This window comes from Stenotrophomonas sp. NPDC077461 (assembly GCF_049545475.1).
Lineage (GTDB): Bacteria > Pseudomonadota > Gammaproteobacteria > Xanthomonadales > Xanthomonadaceae > Stenotrophomonas > Stenotrophomonas nematodicola.
Genome location: NZ_JBMWDO010000003.1, coordinates 277,430 through 296,057, shown reverse-complemented (window position 1 = coordinate 296,057; position 18,628 = coordinate 277,430). Strand labels below are relative to the sequence as shown.

The following is an 18,628-nucleotide window of genomic DNA, read 5'->3' as shown; positions in this document are numbered from 1 at the left end:
TCAGCGCGCCGCCACGGCGATGCCGCGGCGGTCGAGGTCGCGTGACACCAGCTGCTGCACGCCTGCGGAGACATCGCCGGCCAGCGCACGCAGCCCGGCCAGCACCCGCGCGAAGTGGTTGTAGATCACCACGGCGGGAATCGCCGCCACCAGACCGAGTGCGGTGGCCAGCAGCGCCTCGGCGATGCCCGGGGCGACCACCGCCAGATGGGTGGTGTTGGCATCAGCGATGCCGATGAAGCTGTTCATGATGCCCCACACGGTGCCGAACAGCCCCACGAACGGAGCGATCGCGCCAATGCTCGCGAGCACCCCCACGCCGCTGCGCATGTCCCGTGCATAGGCCAGTTCGATACGTTCCAGCCGCGAGCCGATGCGCTCCTTGATGCCGGCAGCATCGGCGCCGTCGCCGGACAGGCGCAGCTCGGTGCGCGCGCCATCGAGCAGTGCATGCGCCACGCCCTGCCCCAGCACCGCGCCGGCAGCGCCGTCTGCGGCCGGCAGGTGTGCGGCGTCGAGCAGCAGGGCCCGCGCGGCACGCAGCCCGCGCGACTGCCGCGACAGGGCCCAGCCCTTGGCCAGCAGCACCGTCCAGGTGGCCACCGATGCGGCCGCCAGGGCCAGCATCACCGCCTTGACCACCGTATCGGCCGCCAGGTACATGCCCCACGGCGTGAGGTCGTGCGACAGCGCCGCGGCAGCGGCGGGAACATCAACAGGAAGCGTCATCGTCTGGATCTTTGTAGGGAGAAGGTGCATCAGTGGCGCGCGCATCCTGCGCGACGGCGACCGGGGGAACCGACAGGGGGGGCGGCATCCAGCCGAGGGGCCGGGCGCGACAGGACATAGGCCGCGCTCGCAGCGAAGAACAGTCCCACGCCGAGCAGCAGGCGCCACGACGGTTGCGCTCCCCAGCAGAACAGCGCAAAGCCCAGCGCCATGCCGCCGGCGGCGAACGCCTTGCCCTTGCCACTGACCGCGCCCTGCTCGCGCCACAGCCGCAGTGCCGGACCGTAGCGCGGGTGGTCGAGCAGGCGGCGCTCGAAACGTGGCGAACTGCGTGCGAAACAGCCGACCGCCAGGATCAGGAAAATGGTGGTGGGCATCACCGGCAGCAGCACGCCGATCCCCCCCAGCGCCACCATCAGCCATCCCAGGCAGAACCAGAGCCAGCGCATCAGGCCTGTCCGGCACGGCCCCGCACGGCGCGCGTGCGGCTCATGCGAATTCCAGCTCGACGTGGCCGTGCACGCTGCGGAAGGCAGCGTCGGCGGCGTCGATGACCTGCTGTTCCTGCGCATCGTCCAGGGTCACGCCATCCAGTGCAGCGGTGAACTCGCGCCAGTGGCGCGCAGCTCCGTCCGGATGGGCGGCCAGGTGACGCGCGCCGAAACCGGCGTCCAGCCCGAGTTTGGCGGCCATTTTGTACAGGATGGTGCCGCCGAGGTTGGAGCCTTCGGCCACGTACAGCCAGCCGAGCGCGGCCGGCAGCGGGAGGTCCGGGTCCAGGCGCATCGGTACCGGGCCCGGCAGGGTCTGTTCCAGGTCGCCGAGGTCACGCGCGATCAGCGGCAGGCGGCGGCGGGTGTCCAGGTCGGGCAGCAGCGCGTCCAGCGCGATGTTGGCGTACAGCGCATCGATATCGCGGTGGAAGCGGTACTGCACACGCAGGAAGCGGGCGAACTGCGCACGGCTGGCGAAGATGTCGCCGGCCATGATGCGTTTGTCGAGGGCACCGTGGCTGTCGCGGGTGGCCGCTTTCAGGCGTTGGCTGCGGGTGGCGGGAAGAAGGTCGTTGGCGATCATGGGGCTCGGCGTGTACGGGGTCCCTGCTTGGACGACTGGCACGATCGCTTCCCCAACCCCGATTGTCGTGCGGGCCGCGATGACGGCTTCACCGGCCTGCGTCGATAATGCGGATCACGTACTTCGCCAAGGCTTTTCGATGATCACCACCGAACCCCGCATGACCAACCTGTTCCTGCAGCTGGGCCTGGACGCCAGCCCGGCGGCGATCGCCGCGTTCATCGCCAGCCATCAACTGCCCACCGAGGTGGCTCTGGTCGATGCGCCGTTCTGGAACGACGGCCAGCGCCAGTTCCTCGCCGAGCAGCTCAAGTCCGATGCCGACTGGGCCATCGTCGTCGACGAGTTGGGCGAGGCCCTGCACGAACAGGCGGTCAAGCGCGCTACCGGCCTCTGAGCCGGTGACGCGGTGGGGCCGGCCGTGGCCGGCCCCTGTTCTGCACGGACTCAGTAGCGGTAGGTCAGCGCCAGCCGCACGGTGCGGCCCGGGGCCGGCATGATGCCCAGCGCCAGCGGGTCCAGGTAGTAACGGTCGGTCAGGTTGTCCACGTTGACGTCCACCGCCAGCTGCTCGGTGGCACGCCAGCTGGCGAACAGATCCACCAGCGTGTTGGGACGGTACAGCTGCTGGATGGCCGACAGGCCCACGTTCCATTCCTTGTCCAGCTTGCTGATCGGGCCGGCGTTGTGGATCACGCGCGTACCGAAGGTCAGCCGTTCGTCGAACAGACGCGAACCCAGCGTCATGTTGACCGTATAGCGCGGCGGGTTCTGGGTATTGCTGTAGGAGCCTTCGAAGCCGCCATCAACGCAGTCCGGCGTGTTCTTCAGTTCCTCGATCCTGCGCTGCACACCGTAGGCACGACGCTCGGCAGCGATGTCCGGGGCGCAGGTCTTGGCCTGGAAGTAATAGTGCGCCGACAGATCGGCAAACACCTTGCCGGCATCGTAGTTGGACTGGAACTCCATGCCCGAGACCTTGAAGCGGTCGATGTTGCGGATGTAGCCGGCCGACAGGGTGCGGTAGTCGCGGGTGATCAGGTCGTCGATGCGGGTATCGAAGTAGGCCAGCTTGAACGCCGCACGGTCGCCGTCAACGAACAGGTCGTGCTGCACGGTGCTCGCGCCCACTTCCCAGGTGCCGGCACGCTCGGGCTTGAGCTCGCCGACCGGCTTGGCCGCAGTGAACAGGCCCAGCGTGGACTCGAACAGGCTCGGCAGCTTCACGCCTTCGGCATACTTCACGTACACCATCGTGTCTTCGGTGAAGCGGTAGGCCACGCTGGCCGACGGCATGAACGCGCTGTCGCGGCGACGGATCGGCTTGGACCAGGTCCAGCTGACCGGCACGCTCAGGTCCTCGGCATCGTCGGCGTCGTAGAAGTTCCAGCCGGCGATGTCCGCCACCGTGCCCTGCTTGTACGGCGATGCCAGCAGCGAGGCCTGGGTGAACTGGCCGTTGGCATCCGGATACCAGTTCAGCATCGCGATGCGCGTGGCCCGCCACGACGGCAGGTTCGGGTTGCCGTTGAGCAGCTGCGTGTAGCGGTACTGGCCGATCACGCCGTAGGTTTCCGGCGTGGCCAGGCGGTTGCGGTCATGCACGTCCACGCGGTTGTAGCGCCCGCCCAGCATCAGCTCCCAGTGCTCGTCCGGCTCCCACTTCACCGATGCGACGGCGCTGTATTCCTTGCGTCCGGCATTGCGCAGGAAACGGTTGTTGACCAGATCATCGTGCATGATCGGCGCGTTGCGACCCGGGCCGACGTCCTCATCGCTGTAGGACAGGCCATAGTTGAGCGTGAACAGGCCCGCATCGTTGGCCAGGAGCGTGGTGTTGCCCACGTCCAGGCCCAGCCGCGTCTGCTGCATGCTGTTGCGGTAGGCGCTCTTGTAGCCCGGGTCGGTGTTGAAGGTCGGGCCGTCATACCACTCGGTGCGGCGGTCGAAGTACCACGGCGTGATGCCGGTCAGGCCGTTGTACATCAGGCTGTGCGCGTCGGTGTACCAGAGGTTGGCCTTCAGATCGACCAGATCGTTGTCCGGATTGAAACGGTACCGCAGGTTGTACGCGTCCAGGTCGATGCGGCCCGGTTCCCACTGCGGCACGCGGTCGCGGTCCACGCGGATGATCTGCGAGGCCATGATCTCGCCCTGCTCGCCTTCATAGCGGCGGTAGCCGCCTTCCAGCGTCTGGTTCTCGTCGATGCGCCAGGTGCCCTTGATCAGGAACGACTCGGACTCGGAGGACGTGTTGAACACCTCGGTGCGCGGCGGATTCAGCGGCGCCAGCGTGCGGCGGGTCTGCGGAAAGTCGTCGTAGCCGTGCTTGCCCGCGAAGTAGTTGCCCTGGTCGCGGCGCGCGTAGGCGGCCACCAGGTCCACGCTGTCCCAGTGCCTGGCCGCGGCGATGTTGAAGAACCGGCTGCCGGTGGCGTTGCGGTCGGTACGCGGCACGCCGCTGTAGGCCGGTACATTGTTGGCGCTGTTGTTGGCCAGGCCGCCGCGGATGCGTACACCGCTGTCGCGGCCGTCGCGCAGCACGTCGTCGACCTTCAGCGTCTCCATCTCCACCACGCCGCCGATGCCGCCGGACGCGTTCACGCCCAGACTGGGGCCCTTGGTGATGGTCAGGCTGGAAATCAGGTCCGGGTCCAGGTAGGTGCGCTGGGACTGGCCGGCATAGCCGCGGTAGGTGTCCATCGTCGACTGCCCGCCGTCGATGATCACCGGAATGCGGCTCTGCCCCTGGATGCCGCGGATGTTGAGGTCCAGTGCGTTGGCGGTGCGTGGGTCGCCTGCCGTGACACCGGCCACGCCCTTGACGATGTCCGCCGTGGACGTGCCGCGGAAGCGCTCGAGGGTCGCGCGCGGGACGTACACGCTGGACCCCGCGGTGCGGTAGGCATCCAGCGTGTGGTCGCCGCCGCTGCCGCCGGTGTCGGTGCGGTCGCCGGCCACGCGCAGGGCGTCGGTGACGATGACGCCGTCTTCGCGTGCGGTGGTCGCGCTCCGCTCCAGCGTTACCGCGTCCGGGCCGACCCGGCGCATCACCAGGCCACTGCCCTGCAGCAGGCGTGCCAGTGCCGAGGACGCATCCAGTTCACCGCTCACCGCGGTAGAGGTGACGCCGTTGGCCAACGCGGCCGGATAGGCGACCTGCATGCCGGACTGGCGCATGAAGCTGCGCAGTGCCTCACCCAGCGGCTGGGCCGGAATGTCGAAGCGGTGCGTGGCGGCGGCCGCATCGCCAGCGGACTGGGCCAGGGCCGGCAGTGCGGTGAGGGATGCCAGGCCGGCGGCCAGCAGGGCGACGCACAGGCGGGACGGACGCGGGCGAAGACCCGGACGGGAGGGAGTACGCATGAAGGAACCTGTCGGAATGCAATGCCACGAAGGCGGATGACCCGCGCAAGGTGCGGGCACGGCGGACGTACGTGGCGGCGGCGGGTACGTTCGGGGTGTTAGACGCGCGGCGCGGCGCCAGCCCCAAGGGAAAATGCAGGACGGATCGGATCGGCCTGGCGCGGTGTGCGGTCAGTCCGGCGTTGGCGCCGCGCCGGCACGCACGATCGCCACGCCCAGCGGCAGGCGGGTCACGCGCAGACCGGCCGTGCCTGCCAGCGCATCCAGCGCCTGCTCGGGCCGATCGATGTGGAACGCCGCGCTCACCGCCGGCAGGTGCGATACATCGCCCCGCACAAAGGTCGGGCCGGACCGGTAACGCCCGATGCCGGCGACGGCGTCGCGCACGTTGACCGCGTCCAGCAGCAGTTCGCCCTGTCGCCACGGGGCAATGCGGTCCAGCGCGATGTCCGGCCCGCGCTCGACGCGACCGTCGCGCACGAACGTCGCGCGCTGCCCGGCCTGCAGATAGGTCCAGCCGCCGCCCTCGCGGGCTGCCACACGCACGCGTCCCTGTTCGACCCGGGCTTCCACGCGCGCGCGCGCGGTGTCGACCACGAACGCGGTGGAGATGTCTTCGACCACCCCACCCTGCGCGTTCACCAGAAAACGCCGCTGCGGATCCGGCGCCACCTCGAACCAGGCCCGCCCGCGCAACAGATCGATCGTGCGGGTGCTGCCATCGAAGTGGACCGCGATCGCCGAATCGGCGTCGAGTACCGCGCGGCTGCCATCGGGCAGCGCCACGGTTTCGGTGGCGATGCCGGTGCGGTGGTCCGAGCGCAGCTGCAACCAGGCTTCCGGCGCGCACCAGGCCAGCGCCAGCACGGCCGCTGCGGCCACGCCCAGACGCAGCCCACGGGAACGGCGCGGTGCGCGCGTTGTGATCGGTGCCGTTGCCACGGGACGTGGGCCAACGCTGCGCCAGAGCTGGCGCTCGTACTCGAACGCGTGGCGGTGGCCCGGCTCGGCCAGCCAATCCTCGAAGGCCTGCATGCGCACAGGGTCGTCAGCCGCCCCCGAGGCCAACCACGTGATCCAGGCGCGCGCCTGCTCCGCCACGGGCGCGGGCGGGGAAAACGGCGGGGTGGGCTGCTGCGGGCTCATGGCTGGCGGTCTGCGCGATCGGGGGGCGGATGAAGCGACGACACCGTCGGGCATCATCAGGAACAAGACGAACGGGGGCGGCGCGTCCCCAAGACAGGGTACAGGTCCCGGTGTCAGCGCCCGGCGCGGGCCCAGGCAAGACGCTGGAGCGCCGTGCGCACATGGTTCTCCACGGTCGTCACCGAGACCCCCTGCCGGCGCGCCACATCGGCCTGGGTCATGCCCTGCAGCCGATGCAGGCGGAAGATGGTGCGGGTCGGCTCGGGCAGATGCTCGGCGGCCTGCAGCACCCGCTGCAGTTCGTCCTGGGCCATCGCCTGCTCTTCGGTGGACAGCACCTCATCGGGCCCCCACAGATAGTGCTCGGCCAGCAGCCGGGTACGGCGGGTCCGCTCGCGCCCGTGGTCGGTGGCCAGGTTGGTGGCCAACCGGTAGAGGTAGGCCCGGGGGTTGTCGATCTGCTGCGCGCTGTCCACACCGCGCGCCTTGAACCATACCGACTGGATCACGTCTTCGGCGGTCCCGTCGCTGCCCAGGATGCGTTGCACCAGGCGCAGCAGCGCCGGGCGTTCGCGGATCAGCAGCTCGGTGAGGGTGGAGGCGTTGGTGGACATGGCGGCGGACACGGCAACGATCGGACGGCAGGAACATGGCAGCCACCGGCCGCCATGAGGCGCGGCATGTTACCCCGCAAATGAGAATGCGTCACGTTTGTGGCGGGCCGCCCGATCGCTGCCCGCCCGCCCCGCCTCAGCTGCGGCCGGGGACCCGCACCGCGCGCACCACCCCGGTATTGCCGCCACCGCAGTAGAAGCGCCCGGCGCCGTCCCATTCCAGCCCGCTGACCTCCTTGCCAGCCGGCATGTCCAGACGCTCAAGCACCGCGCCGGTCGCCGGATCGACCCGCCGCAGATCGCTGCGGCCATCTTCCCAGGTGCCATGCCACAGCGCATCGTCCACCCAGGTGACCCCAGTAACGAAGCGGTCCGACGGGATCGTGCGCAGGATCGCCCCCGTGTGCGGGTCGATCTGGTGGATGCGACGTTCGCGGTACTGCCCCACCCACAGGCTGCCCTCGGCCCAGGCCATGCCCGAATCGGTGCCATCGCCGGGGGCGGGAATGGAGCCGAGCACGGTGCCGGTCGCCGGGTCGATGCGGTCGATACGCGCGCCGGCAATCTGGTACAGGTGGGTGCCGTCGAACGCGGTGCCGGCATCGCAGGTCAGCGGCCACTGCCGGACCGCCGCGCCGGTGTCAGGATCGAAGGCCACCAGCGCTTCGCCGGTGGCCGCCCAGACATGCCGCCCGTCGTGGCTCACGCCGTTGATGGTGGACGCGCCGGCAAATGGTCCGTATTCGGCCAGTACCTCGGCCACGGGAACGGTCTGCGTGTCAGAGGACAGCGTGGTGTGCGTGTTCATGGTGTTCTCCTGGCCCGCACGGGAGGGGGACCTGACCACGACCCTAGTCAATCGGCAGCGTGGCAGGGAGTAACAAGATCGTCGTGAATCCGGTCAGCGGCGGCGCCAGCCAGCGCTGGGTGCGGCCCTGCCCGACCGCCCGCACGCGTCCGGCGCCCTCCAGCTCCGCCAGGGCGCGCTGCACGCTGCGCTGGCTGGTGCCCAGCGCCAGCGCCAGCGCCGAACTGGCCCAACCCGCCCCGTCGGAGAGCAACGCCAGCAGGGCGTCCTGCGCATCGTCGCGCGGTGGTGCCAGCACCACCACCTCGCGCGCCGCCGCCGGCAGCAGCACGAAGCCGGCCGCCGTTGCATCCACGCGTGCCCACGGCTGCAACAGCGCGCGCAACCTGCCGATCTCCACGCGCAACCGCGCGCGGTGGGTGTCATCGGGATGGCGCATGCCGAACGCACGGCCGATGAGCGCGTCACGCCCGGCATCGCCCGGCCACGCCTCGGCCAGCGCCCGCAGCAGCGCGAACAGCACCGGCCGGCGTGCCAGCGAGCGGCCCGTCGCACCGGCATGCACCCCGCGCCGGCACGCATCCACCACCAGCGCATCGGCGTCCCATAGCGCTGCTACGCCGTCCAGGGTCAACGCCTGCCACTGGCCGCCGCGCCGGCAGCGCGCGGCCGGCGTGTCCAGGGTGTGCCACGCGCGTTCGACCTCGCCCTGCAAGGCCGCGATGCGCGCATGCGCGGCCGCTTCGCCGGCGCGCTGAAGGGCCGCGCGTGCCGCTGCGACCTGAAGCGTGCGCAGCGCCACTTCGGCGTGGGTCAGCTCGGCCATCGCGGCCAGGGGGGCCGGCAAGGGCTGCCCGTCCAGCTGGTCCAGCGCGGCACGTGCATCGGCCAACCGGCCGAGCAGCACCTCGCGCCGCGCGAGCACCAGCCAGGCCTGCAGTGCGTTGGTGCCGTCGCCGCGTGCCGCCAGCGTGGCGGCCGCCGCGCGCAGCGGCCGCGACGATCCGCCGAGCTCGCGCAGGGCCAGCGCTACCTCCGCATCGGCCACCACGCAACGGGCCTGCGCCAGCGCTTCCTGCGGACCGAACGCGCGAGCGGCCCGTTGCAGCAGCTCGCGCGCCCGAGGCCAGTCCTGCAGCTGCGCCAGCGCCACCCCGCGCAACGCCAGCGCAGGCGGGTCCTCCCGCAGGGCGACGTGCCTGAGGGCGGCAAGCGCGTCGCCGCTGGCAAGGGCACGCGCGGCGGCAGCAGTGAGCGAATCCATGACGACAGGCTACCTGCCCTGCAACCAGGACGCATGGGCGCTGCACCCCGGCACGGTCAGCGCAGGCAGTCACCCAGCGACTCGAAGATGGACATCTGCGCACCCGGCAGCCTGCGGAAGATCGCCCTCGGGCCTTCGAGTGCCGCAAAGAAGGTCTCCACCGTGGTACCCGGCGGAATGGGCAGGCTGCACAGCCAGGTGGGTTGATCGGCCAGGATGGCGCCGGTGGCGCCGTCCACCTCCAGTTGGCTGGCCGCGAAGGCCCAGCGGCAGTCACTGACGGTGCCGGTGCCGGCCGCCACGGAGCACCGCAGCTGGAAGGCTTCGTAATCGCTGTACGCTCCCTCGCAGAACGTGTCGGCGCAGACATCGTCGAAGCCGGCCATCAACCGCCGGCGCAGGTCGTGGAACGCGTCCCAATTCGCCTGGGAGCGTGGGTAGTCGACCAGGTCGACATGGGTTGGCGGTGCGGCAGCAGCGGCCGGCGCGACAGGGGCGGCCATCAGGACGGACAACAGCAGCAGGGGCTTGGCGATCATCGAACGACTCCGTGGATGGCGATGCCCGGGACGTGGCACCGCAGGACAGGCATCAAGGCAGGCAGTCCCGCAGGAACTCGAACATCGAGCGACCTGTGCCTGGCAGGGGGTTGAACAGGTGGCCGGAGCTGTCGGGTTGCCAGTCCATCGCGGCCAGGAAGGTCGCCACCGGCAGCCGCCGCGGCAGGGGGAGCGGACAGAGCCAGTGCAGTACCTCGGTCCGCAGCGCGCCGGTGTCCGGGTCGATGTGGTCGCGGCTGGCCGATACCGGGAAGCGGCACTGCGTCAGGGTGTCGTCGCGGGTATCCACCACGCAGGCCAGGCGCAACGGCCGGTAGTTGTCATGGGCGCCCTCGCAGAAGAAGTCCTCGCAGAGATCGTTGAACTCCAGCATCAGCCAGCGGTTGAGCTCGTGGTAGGCGGTGTCGTCGGCGGATTCATCCGGTCCGACCCGCGCGGCCAGGTCGATGAAGCGCGGGCCCGCGGCCTGCAGGGGGGCGGCCAGGCACAGCCCGAGCAGGACAACAAGGCAGAGGCGCGGCCAGCGGAGGCGGAAGCAGGCAATGACCATCGGGGTCTCCAGAGGGGGATGGCCCTACCCTGCGCCTTCAGCCTCATCCCGCCGATAAGCACGCTCCGCGCGCCAGCGTCGGAATGCCCCGCCACGTCCGGTGGGTACCGTCCGACCTGCACGCGGCCCGCCAAAGGCATAAAATGGGGGGCTGTACGCCAACATCCCCCTCTCGGAGCACACCTCAATGGGTCTGGAACTCGTCTCGCCCGGCAAGAACCCGCCGGAAGAAATCAACGTCATCATCGAGATCCCGAAGGACTCGGAGCCGGTGAAGTACGAAGTGGACAAGGAAACCGGCGCGATCTTCGTCGACCGCATCCTGTCCACCCCGATGCGCTACCCCTGCAACTACGGCTACGTGCCGAGCACCCTGTGCGGCGACGGCGATCCGGCCGACGTGCTGGTGGTGCTGCCGCTGCCGCTGGTGCCGGGTTCGGTGGTGCGTTGCCGTCCGGTCGGCGTGCTCAAGATGAGCGATGAGGCCGGCAGCGACGAAAAGATCCTGGCCGTGCCGATCGCCAAGATCTTCAGCGGCTACGCCCATGTCGAGGATATCGGGCAGGTGTCCAGCCACTGGCTGGAGCGCATCGGCCACTTCTTCGAGCACTACAAGGACCTGGAGAAGGGCAAGTGGGTCAAGCTGGATGGCTGGGGCGGCGCCGCCGAGGCCAAGCAGATCCTGATCGACGCCCATCAGCGTTACCTCAACGGCAACGCCTGAGGCTGAACGACATCGCTCCGGCACTCGCCGCCGGAGCGATGTGCATCACGTTTTTTGAATGCGGCACATCACTATTTGTGCCGGATTGGGTACATTGCGTCTCTTCACACCGTCCACGGTGCGCTTCACCGTGGTCAGCCAGGGGACAGTGTCGTGCGCATTCTGCTTGTTGGGGACCAGGCCAGCCTGTCGGCTGAGCTGCTGGAGTTCATTGCCGATCTTGGGGAAGAATGGCAACCGTTGACCGCCGCCGATGGCCAGGGCGCGATGAGCATCGTGGCCGGCTCGCCCGTGGATGCGGTGATTGTCTGCCCGGTTCTGCCGGATCTCACCGCGACCACGCTGCTGGGGCAGATCCGTACGCTTCGTCCGGAAACCATCCGTATCGCGCTGGTGGAAGCCAGCGTGGGCACCCGTCCGCCGCCGGCCCGCCTGATCGGGGTGGCGCACCGCTTCCTGCCGATGCCGCTGGCGCCGGAAGTGCTGCTGGAAGCCCTGACCAGCCTGGAAGAACTGCGCGAGCTGCTTGACAGCGAACGCCTGCGCAGTGCCATCGGCCGGATCGAGAAGCTGCCTTCGCCGCCGCATCTGTACCTGAGCCTGACCCAGGCGCTGGAACACGATGACGACACCGACACCGCCGACGTCGCCAAGCTGGTCGCCGCCGACCCGGCAATCGCGGCCAAGGTGCTGCAGCTGTCCAACTCAGCCTTCTTCAACAGTGGCCGGATCATCTCCGACCTGCGTACCGCAGTGACCCGGCTGGGGTTGTCGACGCTGCGCGACCTGGTCCTGGCCAGCGAAGTTTTCTCGGCCCAGCCGCTGTCCGGTGCCGAGCGCAACTCGCTGCAGCAGCGCGCGCTGCTGGCCTCGCGCCTGGCCGCCAAGCTGCTGCCGGACTCCAGCGCCGAACTGGGCGCCACGGCCGCCCTGCTCGCCGACATCGGCCTGCTGCTGCCGGGCGTGCGCAACGAGCGGGTGGACGCGGCCGACGGCGACGACCGCCCGGGCCACGCCGAAGCCGGTGCATATCTGCTGGGCCTGTGGGGCCTGCCGATGCCGATCATCGAAGCGGTCGCCTTCCACCTGCAGCCGCAGCGCTCCAACACCCGGAGCTTCTGGGTGACCGGCGCGGTGCACGTCGCACTGGCGCTGATCAACGGCGATCCGGTCGACGAGGAATACCTGCAGCGCGCCGGCGTACTCAACAAGCTGCCGCAGTGGCGCGATCATGCCAACGCTCTGATGGGGCTGGTGGCCGCCGACGCCTGAGGCGCCGCCGCACGCAGGCACCCGAAGGCGCGTCCGCAGGGGCGCGCTTTTTTTGTCTGCGGCGCGCTCAGTGGGTCACCCTCAAGCGGATGAGGCGATCAAAAAGAAAGAGGGCGGACCTTGCGGTCCGCCCTCCCTGTGCTGCACCAGTGCGTCGATGGATCAGAAGCGCTGGGTGTACTTCAGGTAGTAGAAGCGACCGATATCGAAGCCGCCGTAGTAGGCGAAGCTCGAGTTCGGCTGGCTGTACATCAGCGGACCTTCGTGGTTGAACACGTTGTTCGCACCGGCCGAAACGGTGGCATTCCACGGGGTCGTGTAACGCACCTGCAGGTCGTGGAACGTGTTCGAACCGGTGTTGCGCACCGGGATGGCCAGCGTGTAATCCGACGAGTACGTCGGGTTGTTGCACTCCGGACCGCCATCGCGGTCATAGGAGCACTCTTCCTTCAGGCCGGAGTAGTAACGCACGCCCCAGTTGACGCCGAAGTTGCCGTAGCTCCAATCGACGTTCAGGTTCGAACGCACGCGGAAGTTGGCACCCCAGTCGCCGGTGCCCCAGCCGTTGTGCTGCTCGACGGCGGTTTCAGCTTCGTTGTCGCGCTTGTACTCGAGGTAGTCCACATAGGTGGTCTTCCAGTCGATGACGAAGTTGCCGATCGCCAGTTCCGGCAGACGGTAACGGACGCCCAGGTCGTAACCTGCGGTTTCCTGGTAGCCGGCGTTGATCAGGCTGCGGGTCACATCGACCACCTGGCCCGAATCCGCATCACGGGTGACGCGGCCACAGGCGTTGGCGTTGTTCAGCACGTAGCACTGGTTGAGGATCGAGGTGACCGACTCCGCCGCGATGACGTTGTCGATGCGGATCTTCCACCAGTCCAGGCTGACGTCCAGGCCCTGCACGAAGTTCGGGCTGTAGACCAGGCCGAGCGTCCAGGTCTTGGAGGTTTCCGGCAGCAGCGCGTCATTGGAACCGGACAGGTACGCGTAGTTCGACTGCGAGCCGGGGCCGGTCGCATCGATGCCGCCCGACGCTTCCTGACGGAAGTTGGCCGGCACTGCGCCGCCGCAGCGTGCAGCCACTTCCGGGTTGCGCACGGCCGCACCGAACAGGGTGTCGCACGGGTCGGTGTACTTGTCGAAGGTCTGCGAGGTACCGCCGTACAGGTCGGCCACGGTCGGCGCACGGAAGCCCGTGGCGTAGGTGCCGCGCACCAGCAGGTCGTCGGTCGGCTTCCACTTCAGGCCGAACTTGCTGTTCACGGTGTCGCCGAAGGTGTTGTAGTCCGAGTAACGGCCGGCCATGTCGACCGACAGTTCCTTGGCGAACGGCAGATCGGCGAGGATCGGCACGTTCAGTTCCAGGTAGAACTCGTCCAGCTTGTAGCCGCCGGCGGTCGGCGCACCCGACAGGTCGGTGCTCAGGCCCGACTGCAGCAGCGCGTCCGGGTTGTACTCGGCGTCTTCTTCGCGGTGCTCGTAACCGGCGGCGAAGGACAGGTCGCCGGCCGGCAGGGTCGCGATGGCGCCGCTCAGGTTGGCGCTGTAGACCTTGCTGGTGGTGACCGAGGTGTCGTGGGTCGGCAGGAACAGGTACTTCTGCAGATCCGGGTTCGACAGCGAGCCATCGGCGGTGGAGCCGTACGGCAGCAGCGGGTTCCACGGGGTGCAGCCGGCAATCGGCGCCGCCGCGGTGCCGCACTGGGCCACGCCGTTGGCATCGATGTACGACGCGCCGACGGCATTGCGCACGTTCGGGATGAACAGGTTGCCGGTGCCGGTCTTGACGCCCTTGTTGCGGTTGTAGACGTAGCCCACATCCCAGTCGAAGTACTTGTCGGCAAACTCGAACGAGCCTTCCAGACCGCCGCTGAAGCGGAAGGTGTTCAGCTCGGACTTGGTCTGACGCGGCACTTCCCAGGTACGACGCATGAAGTCGACGTCGGTATCCAGCGGGTTGAAGACGCTGTTGGCCGACATCGCGGTGTCGTACGCGCCGGAACGGTACGGGTAGCCGGCGATCTGCTGCAGCGCTTCGCGTTCGGTGTACAGGACGCTGGCGGTACCGCGGATGTTGTCGGTGAAATCGAACTGGCCGTTGGTGAACACCGAACGACGCTTGATGCCGGTCGACAGGAACATCTGCTGCGACGGGTTGGACAGGTCGTCGTTGGTCAGCGCGTGGTAGTCGCCGAAGTCGCTCGAGTCGCCACCCGGGTTGAGCACGTAGTTGCCACCCGGGGTGACCAGCACGCCCTTCTCGGTGATCGCGCTCCAGCCATTGCTGTCATCGGCGGTCGGGCTCGGATGACGGTAGCCGTTGGCGTAGGCGCTGAAGCGACGGTCCTTGGCAAGCACCGGCTCTTCTTCGCTGTACTCGGCGCCGAAGGTGACCGAACCGCGTTCACCGGTCTGGCCGTAGACGAAGTTGTAGGTGGTCTTGTCGCCGTCGCCCTGGCCGTACTGGCCCTTGTAGACGCTGGCTTCGAGGCCGTCGAAGTTCTTGCGGGTGATGATGTTGATCACGCCGGCGATGGCATCCGAACCGTAGATCGCCGAAGCGCCGTCGGTCAGGACTTCGATGCGCTCCACGACCGAGGTCGGGATCGAGGCGAGGTCGGTGTAGCCGCCCGAGCTGACGCCCATGCGCTTGCCGTCCAGCAGCACCAGGGTGCGCTCCGGACCGAGGTTGCGCAGATTGACGTACTGGCCGCCCACTTCTTCGCCCGAGGACAGCGCGTCGGCGCGGCTGATCGCCGGGGAGCCGGTGGCGGACAGGTTCTGGACGATGTCGGCAACGCTGGTGAAGCCCTGCTTCTCGATGTCGGCGCGCTGCAGCGCGATCACCGGCTGGGCGGTTTCCATGCTGGCCTGGCGGATACGCGAGCCGGTGACCGAGATGCGGTCAAGATCGGTCGTGCCACCCGCTTCCTGCGCCGATGCAAAGGTCGGCGTCAGGGCAAGCGCAATGCCGGCGGGCAGAAGGCCCAGCCGCACTGCGGGAGTACGAAAATTCATTAATCTCTCCAAGGTACGTTAGTAGCGTGTTAAAACGCCTCGGAAAGTTACGATTGCGTTGCAGCGAATTTTTTGCGTGAGACAACCGATGACTTTGCCGATTCTGGCGGCAAGGTCGCAATGGCTTCGCGGTAGCGCGACGCAGACTGGCCGTAACGCGCGCGGAAGGCCCGTGCGAAGCTGCAGCAGTTGTCGAATCCGCTGGCGGCCGCGACTTCACCCACCATCATGTCGGTATCGCGCAGCAGATCAGCGGCGCGCTCCAGACGCAGACGGGCCGACAGCGACTGCGGGCTTTCCTCGTAGAGGCTCTGGAAGGTCTTGGACAGGTACCAGCTGGAAAAATTGGTCAGCTCGGCCAGTTCACCGATGCGCACCACGCGGTGGCTGTTGCCCTCCAGATACAGCCGCGCGCGCTGCATGCGCCCGAACACCTGGCGTTTGCGCGAGCGCGAACGTCCCGGGCAGCGCTGCACCCCGGTGGCCATGCCGTGCTGAAGCGAGGCCAGGTGCAGCAGGACCGGGCGCAGCGCCTGCGCGGGCTGCCCGCTGGCCAGCGCATCGCGCCACAACCGCAACGCCACGCGCACTTCGCCGCGGCTCATGCTGCCGCGGCCGGCGTACAGGCCGCAGTCGGCCAGCTCGCCGAGCGCGCGCAGCGCTTCCGGCGCCAGGCTCAGGCCGATGCACAGGCCATCGCGACCGGCCTGCACCATCGGTCGCGATTCCTTCTCGAAGGCGATCCACTCGCGCTGGCGAAGACGGAACCGGCCTTCCTTGGATTCGACCCAGGCGCTGCCGCGCAGCTGCATCCATACGGTGAACGTGTTGCCCGCGGTCTGCAGGCTGCCCAGCCGCGCCACGCCGAGGCAGGTCGGCAGCGGGCCGTCGTCGACGATCTTGTCCAGGGAGAGCGATTGACCACGATCGGCCAAGGAGAGCTGACGCATGACTGCACCGGAGTTTGCCTTGATTGGCCACCAGTTTTGCCAAGTCGGGCGGCGTTCTCAGGAATTCCCGGCGAGATTCATCCGAATTCGCGACGACGTTGACACGAAGAAATCACGAAGGGTCATTTCCCTTTAAAAACAGCAACCTGGAGAACCCCGGGAACAGCGACGGGGTCTGTCTGGGCAGGGGCATGACGCCGATATCGGCCCCATCGGCCACCGCCAACGCGACGTAAACGGCATCGCCCCCGGCATTGGCGCTGAAACCGTTGCCCGCGCTCAGGCGTGCACGGTCGAGACAGTGCTCGACCCCGGCACTTCCGGCACTCAACCGCGCGAACAGCGTGGCGCAGTCACGATGACTGGACAGGTAATCGATGCTGCCATTGCCGGCCACACTCCAGGTGCGGTAGCGCCAGCGCGTGGGCCGGTCTTCGCTGACCTGCCGGATGCTGCCGGCCGACAACCGCGCATCGGCCGACCAGAGTCCGCCGGCCGACAGGCGGGTGAACAGCACGCGCCGACCGCTGCGGTCGAAGCGCGCCTGCGACACGCCATCAATGCTGCCCAGCAGGCGCCAGTCGGTGGTGCTGCGATCAAACAGCAGCAGGCGCATCCGCTCCTGGCCGTCGCGCTCGATCACCAGCACATGCTGATCGTCTTCGCCGTACAACGCCTGCAGCGGCTGCGTGACCGGCAACGGCAGGCGCAGTGCCTGTTCATCGCGCGGACTGACTTCATAGACCGAGGGATTGGCATGGTCGTCGCGCCCCAGCACCAGCAGGCGATGGCTGTCGCCGGACCAGTCCGGTGCCTGGCGTGCCTCGGGGCGCAGACCCTCGATCGGGCGCAGCGAATCGGGACGCTCCAAGTCTGCCCACCACAGCGCGAAGCTGCCGGAACGGTCCGAGGAGAACACCAGCTGGCGGCCATCCGGCGACACCATCGGCTGCGCATCCCGCCCACCGGAGGGGAACAGGCGCTCGGGCGTACCCGGGCCGTTGGCACCCACCGGCACGCGGAACACCCCGAACTGGGCGCGCCGGTGCACAAACGCGAGCATGCGATTGTTGCGCGACACCGCCGGCGTCTGCGCGTCATCCAGGCCGACATCCCGCAACAGCCGGCTCTCGGTATCCAGTTCGTACAGGCGCGCCTCGCTGTCCACGCGTCGGCCGAACACGATGTGGCGGCTGTCGCCGCGCCAGCTCCAGCCACGGATCTCGGCCGAATCGTCAGTAAGCTGCTCGGGCGTGCCGCCGCTGGCCGGCATCCGCCACAGGTCGCCTACCTGCGGATTGCGGACGAACGCGATCCAGCGACCATCCGGCGAGTAACGCGGGGCATAGTCGAAGTCGTCTTCGCCGGTGTCGTAGGCCAGCGGGGTCCAGCGGCCGCTGGCAATGTCCAGCACCCGGATGCCACGGTGGGCGTGCGCGCCGGAGAGCGCGCCGAAGATCAGGCCGCGACCGTCCGGCGTCCAGTCGAAACTGAGCAGTTCGGTGCCGTCACAGCGGGTCACATGGCGCAGCGCACCACCGGTCGCGCTGGCGATGAGCACCTCGCAGCTGCCTTCCGCACCGAAGCGCGCAAAGGCGATGTCGCGCCCGTCCGGCGACCAGTTCGGGAAGCGGTCGGACTGGCCCGTCGGGGTCTCGACCAGCGCGCGCGCCGGCGTGTTGCCGGCGGTCTGTACCTTGATGGTGCTGCCCTCACGCACGCCCATGTCGGCTTCATACGCCACCTGGGAACCGTCCGGCGACAGCGTTGGATAGGTCTCAAACCCTGCGGTTGCAGTGATCAGGCGATAGGGGCGCTGTGGGCTGCCGGTAATGCGCGTGCCGTCCTCGACGGCGGCGTCCAGTGCCGAGGGGGGCTGCTCGCGCTGCACCAGCAGCGCGGCCATCACCAGCAGCGCCACCAGCATGGCGATACCGACGGCCAGCAGCACGTAGCGCCGTACGCGTCGGCTGCGGCGCGGTGGCAACGCAATGGGAGCCGGCGCGGCCAGCGTTCCCCCGGCGTCGGTCGCGGCGGCCGACGCCGGCATGGCCTGGCTGTCCTCGGCCTCTACGGGCGGGGGCGGCAACGGGGTCTCGACCACGCTCACCGGCACCAGCAGGCGATAGCCGGTCTTGGCGATGGTTTCGATGTAGGCGGTGCCGCTGTCGTCGTCGCTGGCAAAGGCCTTGCGCAGCTGCGTCACCGCCTGGGTGAGCACATCGTTGGTGGGCAGCGTATCGGGCCACACCTCGGCAAACAGTTCATCACGGGTGACCACCGCGCCCGGAGCGCGCATGAGCGCCTTGAGCACCCCCAGTGCCTTGGGAGTCAGGCGTCGTGGCCGAAGTGCGCCTGCCACCATGACTTCCCGCGAAGAGAGAATGACGGTGCAGTCGCCGATCTTCATCACGTCGGCGGAAGGTGGCTCACTTTCGTTGTTGATCATTCCAGGCGACACAGGTGAATGCCGGCTCGACGGCAGCGTTGCATTCATCTCCACAGGAAAGATCGAACGAACCGCCAGATTCCGCACAAGGCATCAGC

General features: G+C 68.5%; 16 protein-coding genes. 3 read left to right on the top strand and 13 right to left on the bottom strand.

Features of this window, described 5'->3' with window-relative positions; genetic code table 11:
* From exbB to ACPEH8_RS07895, 3 genes are read right to left on the bottom strand one after another with little or no spacing between them, the layout of a single operon-like run.
* A complete protein-coding gene (gene exbB, locus ACPEH8_RS07905) occupies nt 1-729 on the bottom strand; it encodes a tonB-system energizer ExbB (RefSeq protein WP_262071778.1) in 729 nt (242 codons plus the stop codon).
* A 29-nt stretch (nt 730-758) separates the two neighbouring features.
* A complete protein-coding gene (locus ACPEH8_RS07900; RefSeq protein WP_423666464.1) occupies nt 759-1,178 on the bottom strand; it encodes a YbaN family protein in 420 nt (139 codons plus the stop codon).
* Nucleotides 1,179-1,218: 40 nt separating this feature from the next.
* Entirely contained in the window at nt 1,219-1,806 is a 588-nt protein-coding gene (locus tag ACPEH8_RS07895) for a biliverdin-producing heme oxygenase (protein ID WP_313273159.1), read from the bottom strand.
* A 139-nt stretch (nt 1,807-1,945) separates the two neighbouring features.
* On the opposite strand from ACPEH8_RS07895, the gene ACPEH8_RS07890 reads away from it, so the two are divergent.
* Complete coding sequence (locus tag ACPEH8_RS07890) at nt 1,946-2,203, top strand: DUF2789 domain-containing protein (protein WP_017354294.1); 258 nt, start codon at nt 1,946-1,948, stop codon at nt 2,201-2,203.
* Between the two features lie 50 nt (nt 2,204-2,253).
* On the opposite strand, the gene ACPEH8_RS07885 is transcribed toward ACPEH8_RS07890, so the two are convergent.
* The 7 genes from ACPEH8_RS07885 to ACPEH8_RS07855 all read right to left on the bottom strand — a co-directional run bounded on the left by ACPEH8_RS07885 (nt 2,254) and on the right by ACPEH8_RS07855 (nt 10,114).
* Nucleotides 2,254-5,172 carry a TonB-dependent receptor gene (locus ACPEH8_RS07885; protein ID WP_153164732.1) on the bottom strand — a complete coding sequence of 973 codons (2,919 nt, stop codon included), beginning with the start codon at nt 5,170-5,172 and terminating at the stop codon, nt 2,254-2,256.
* A gap of 171 nt (nt 5,173-5,343) precedes the next feature.
* Nucleotides 5,344-6,318, bottom strand: a complete 975-nt coding sequence (locus tag ACPEH8_RS07880) for a FecR family protein (RefSeq protein ID WP_153164733.1) — start codon at nt 6,316-6,318, stop codon at nt 5,344-5,346.
* 113 nt (nt 6,319-6,431) lie between these two features.
* Entirely contained in the window at nt 6,432-6,932 is a 501-nt protein-coding gene (locus tag ACPEH8_RS07875; RefSeq protein ID WP_017354291.1) for an RNA polymerase sigma factor, read from the bottom strand.
* 136 nt (nt 6,933-7,068) lie between these two features.
* Nucleotides 7,069-7,740 (bottom strand): glutamine cyclotransferase, encoded by a 672-nt coding sequence (locus ACPEH8_RS07870; protein WP_262071775.1) that lies wholly within the window; start codon nt 7,738-7,740, stop codon nt 7,069-7,071.
* A gap of 43 nt (nt 7,741-7,783) precedes the next feature.
* Nucleotides 7,784-9,004, bottom strand: coding sequence for a helix-turn-helix domain-containing protein (locus ACPEH8_RS07865; RefSeq protein WP_313217269.1), 1,221 nt, complete (start codon nt 9,002-9,004; stop codon nt 7,784-7,786).
* A gap of 56 nt (nt 9,005-9,060) precedes the next feature.
* The gene (locus ACPEH8_RS07860; RefSeq protein ID WP_136002948.1) at nt 9,061-9,543 is read right to left on the bottom strand and encodes a hypothetical protein; all 483 of its coding nucleotides are present in this window, start codon (nt 9,541-9,543) and stop codon (nt 9,061-9,063) included.
* Nucleotides 9,544-9,595: 52 nt separating this feature from the next.
* On the bottom strand, nt 9,596-10,114 hold the full coding sequence (locus ACPEH8_RS07855) for a hypothetical protein (RefSeq protein WP_136002947.1): 519 nt from the start codon (nt 10,112-10,114) through the stop codon (nt 9,596-9,598).
* A gap of 187 nt (nt 10,115-10,301) precedes the next feature.
* On the opposite strand from ACPEH8_RS07855, the gene ppa reads away from it, so the two are divergent.
* Nucleotides 10,302-10,838 (top strand): inorganic diphosphatase, encoded by a 537-nt coding sequence (gene ppa / locus ACPEH8_RS07850; protein ID WP_017355116.1) that lies wholly within the window; start codon nt 10,302-10,304, stop codon nt 10,836-10,838.
* Nucleotides 10,839-10,991: 153 nt separating this feature from the next.
* Nucleotides 10,992-12,110, top strand: a complete 1,119-nt coding sequence (locus ACPEH8_RS07845; protein ID WP_136002946.1) for an HDOD domain-containing protein — start codon at nt 10,992-10,994, stop codon at nt 12,108-12,110.
* A 162-nt stretch (nt 12,111-12,272) separates the two neighbouring features.
* Here the strand turns inward: ACPEH8_RS07845 and ACPEH8_RS07840 are convergent, their stop codons facing one another.
* The 3 genes from ACPEH8_RS07840 to ACPEH8_RS07830 all read right to left on the bottom strand — a co-directional run bounded on the left by ACPEH8_RS07840 (nt 12,273) and on the right by ACPEH8_RS07830 (nt 18,530).
* Nucleotides 12,273-15,131, bottom strand: a complete 2,859-nt coding sequence (locus ACPEH8_RS07840; RefSeq protein ID WP_026070634.1) for a TonB-dependent receptor domain-containing protein — start codon at nt 15,129-15,131, stop codon at nt 12,273-12,275.
* Between the two features lie 47 nt (nt 15,132-15,178).
* Nucleotides 15,179-16,081 carry a helix-turn-helix transcriptional regulator gene (locus tag ACPEH8_RS07835; RefSeq protein ID WP_423666462.1) on the bottom strand — a complete coding sequence of 301 codons (903 nt, stop codon included), beginning with the start codon at nt 16,079-16,081 and terminating at the stop codon, nt 15,179-15,181.
* Nucleotides 16,082-16,193: 112 nt separating this feature from the next.
* Nucleotides 16,194-18,530: a winged helix-turn-helix domain-containing protein gene (locus ACPEH8_RS07830; RefSeq protein ID WP_423666460.1), complete on the bottom strand. Its 2,337-nt coding sequence runs from the start codon at nt 18,528-18,530 to the stop codon at nt 16,194-16,196.
* Nucleotides 18,531-18,628 lie beyond the last annotated feature (98 nt).